The organism is Acinetobacter sp. YH12098 (assembly GCF_013419235.1).
Taxonomy (GTDB): Bacteria; Pseudomonadota; Gammaproteobacteria; order Pseudomonadales; family Moraxellaceae; genus Acinetobacter; species Acinetobacter amyesii.
In genome coordinates this window covers 1-2,968 of record NZ_VPAO01000079.1, presented here as the reverse complement: position 1 = coordinate 2,968, position 2,968 = coordinate 1, and the positions used below count along the sequence as shown (strand labels likewise).

The 2,968-nt window shown below is 39.2% G+C and carries 4 protein-coding genes; 3 read left to right on the top strand and 1 reads right to left on the bottom strand.

What is annotated here, in order from left to right; translation table 11 throughout:
- The first annotated feature begins 322 nt into the window (after positions 1-322).
- Positions 323-1,252 (top strand): replication initiation protein RepM, encoded by a 930-nt coding sequence (gene repM, locus FTU38_RS16490; protein ID WP_032072978.1) that lies wholly within the window; start codon positions 323-325, stop codon positions 1,250-1,252.
- The gene (locus FTU38_RS16485; protein ID WP_032072979.1) at positions 1,249-1,545 is read left to right on the top strand and encodes a hypothetical protein; all 297 of its coding nucleotides are present in this window, start codon (positions 1,249-1,251) and stop codon (positions 1,543-1,545) included. Before repM ends, FTU38_RS16485 begins: the two co-directional genes overlap by 4 nt.
- Here the strand turns inward: FTU38_RS16485 and FTU38_RS16480 are convergent.
- On the bottom strand, positions 1,542-1,823 hold the full coding sequence (locus FTU38_RS16480) for a hypothetical protein (protein ID WP_005254311.1): 282 nt from the start codon (positions 1,821-1,823) through the stop codon (positions 1,542-1,544). The genes FTU38_RS16485 and FTU38_RS16480 overlap by 4 nt on opposite strands.
- A gap of 196 nt (positions 1,824-2,019) precedes the next feature.
- Here FTU38_RS16480 and mobQ point away from each other — a divergent pair.
- Positions 2,020-2,968, top strand: a 949-nt coding sequence (mobQ, locus tag FTU38_RS16475; RefSeq protein WP_180111880.1) for a MobQ family relaxase, incomplete at its 3' end; no start/stop codon positions are given.

The following is a 2,968-nucleotide window of genomic DNA, read 5'->3' as shown; positions in this document are numbered from 1 at the left end:
CAGGATTAACTAAAAACTGCCCCACGAAGCGAGGAACGAGCTTCAATAGAGTACGAGCTTTAGCGAGTACCTAGGGCAGTTTGCACTCCCCTCTCGAAAGGCTTTTAATTATTTTTAAAGCTTTTAAATGCTTTTAGATGAGCTGAAAGCATTGATATAAGAGGGTTTTAGCGTATATAAGCACACAAATTCTCTTGTATAAGCACACAAATTCTCTTGTATAAGCACACAAATTCTCTTGTATAAGCACACAAATTCTCTTGATTTACACACATAAAATATATAGTGTGTAAATACACATTAATAATAACGTGTATTTAATATGAAGAATGGTTTAGTTGTGAAAGATAATGCATTAATAAACGCCAGTTATAATTTAGAACTAACAGAACAGCGTTTAGTCATGCTTGCAATCATTAATGCAAGAGAATTAGGGCAGGGTATTACGGCAGATAGCAAACTAGAAATACATGCTAGTGACTATGCAAAGCTATTTAATGTATCACCTGATGCATCCTACAAAGCCCTGAAAGATGCTGTAAATAATCTATTTAACAGGCAGTTTAGCTATACAGCCGAATATAAAAAAACAGGAAAGGTAGGTATCGTTCGCTCTCGCTGGGTGAGTCGTATTTTTTATGTAGATGATTTGGCATTACTAGAAATTACTTTCGCACCTGATGTAGTGCCTTTAATCACTAGATTAGAAGAACACTTTACAAAATATGAAGCCAAACAAGTTGCACACCTGACCAGTAAGTATGCCACTAGACTTTATGAGTTATTAATCGCTTGGCGTGAAGTTGGTAAAACACCTGTTTTTGAACTACAACAATTACGTAAAAATTTAGGTGTTGAAGATGATGAATATCAACGTATGCACCATTTTAAAAGCCGTGTATTAGAAACTGCCATTACTCAAATCAATGAACATACAGACATAAAAGCCACTTATGAGCAACACAAGAAAGGGCGTACAATTACAGGGTTTTCATTCAAGTTTAAGCAAAAAGTACAACCTAAAATTGAAACTAAACGAGATCCAAACACCCCTGACTTTTTTATAAAAATGACCGATGCGCAACGCCATTTATTTGCCAATAAAATGTCTGAAATGCCTGAAATGAGTAAATATTCACAAGGCACAGAAAGCTACCAGCAATTTGCTATTCGTATCGCTGATATGCTTTTAGAACCTGAAAAATTCAGAGAGCTTTATCCAATTTTAGAAAAATCAGGATTTCAGCCATGATTAAATTAAATAACCTATCAACCGATCTAAAGCATGTGACCGTTGAATACCTCGACATCGTAAATTATGAAATTGCGAGGGAAAATATATGCGGTTATATCTTCCTATTATCCCGACTATCCAAAGATGCCGAACCCACCGAAAAAATGCAGATGGAAAGCAAAATACAGGACTTAATTTACTATCGAGATAATTTGCAGATAGAAGACAAGGACAATATTCAAAAGGTTTTAAATACGCTCATTCCAGAGTATCAAGCCGAACAAAACAACCAAACAGCTAAGAAAAATTAGGCTTCAATATCGGGCAAATCAAAAAGCTGTCGATCTCTATTTTCTGTTAAATATTCGTTGAGTTCAGCCAATATTTTTTCTTTATTGGCTTCATTCTGCATTTTTTTAATCAAATAAGAACCGAGCAGAATTTTACGCCGAGTATCATCTTTTCGTTGCTGTTCCTTTTGCTTGGTACGTTCTCTTGCTTCGATAGCTTGTTTCTGTGCTTTTAACTGTTTCAGCTTCTCTAACTGGGCTTCAATTTTCTTTTCGATATTTTCAGCAGATTTAGTCATAACGGTTAATTTCGGAATATAGAAAACCACTCAAGCATAAGACCCTGTGAATTGAAATTCAAGCGGGTAATATGCTATCGTGTTTTTCATGAAATGCGCACTTACGACTTGGATTTCATCCAAGTCAAAGTTTGCGTAAGGGGAATCCCCTTAACCCCAAAAAATTGCTACGCAATTTAAAAAGGCGAAAGAAAAAATGGCGATTTATCATTGCTCAACAAAAACAGTGAATCGAAGTTCGGGACGAACTGCGGTTGCATCGTCTGCCTACCGTTCAGGGGAAAAACTCAAAGATGAACGAACAGGACTAACCCACGACTTTACGAGAAAGGACGGTGTCGCCCATAGCGAAATTGTGTCTAACCTTGATATAGAAATAGACCGTAGCGAGTTGTGGAACTTGGCGGAACAGTCCGAAAACCGCAAAGATGCTCGAACCGCTAGAGAATGGGTGATTGCCTTACCTGATGAACTGGATGCAGATCAACGTAAGGACTTGGCAAAAGAGTTTGCCCAATCACTTGTTGATCGCTATGGCGTGATCGCAGATTTAGCCATTCACGAACCCAGCAAAGGCGGAAATGATAAAAACCATCACGCCCATATCATGCTGACCACCCGAAAAGCTGAATTAGCCCCTGACAATAAACTCACTTTGACGACAAAAACCGATATTGAGTTAAGTAATGCCAAACGCAAAAGCCTAAATATGGGAACAACCCAAGACGACATCAAACAGATTCGGGAAACATGGGCGGACTTAGCCAATCACGCACTGGAGCGAGCAGGCTACCGAGAAAAAATAGACCACCGCAGCTATGCCGATCAGAACAATGGACTACAAGCCACCATTCATGAGGGGACTTCGGTCACTCAACTTCGTAGACAAGGCATAGACACCGAAATCAGCCGTTATAACGACCATGTGAAGCAACACAACGCCCAACACCTCAAACAACAGAAACAGCGCACAGACAGCGTTTTACAGCACGGTTTAAACCGTGCCGAGCAAGGCTTCGAGCAATGGCAGAAGAACCAAGAAAGCAAACGCCTAGAACTGGAACGCCAAGCGGAAATGAAGCGACAGCAAGAATTAGATAAACAACGAGCCGAACAAGCAAATCGTAAGGCATCACGAAATTTAG

Bases quoted from the DNA above. Each gene is read 5' to 3' on its own strand.
- FTU38_RS16480 (WP_005254311.1), bottom strand. From the start codon at position 1,823: ATGACTAAATCTGCTGAAAATATCGAAAAGAAAATTGAAGCCCAGTTA.
- FTU38_RS16485 (WP_032072979.1), top strand. From the start codon at position 1,249: ATGATTAAATTAAATAACCTATCAACCGATCTAAAGCATGTGACCGTT.
- repM (WP_032072978.1), top strand. From the start codon at position 323: ATGAAGAATGGTTTAGTTGTGAAAGATAATGCATTAATAAACGCCAGT.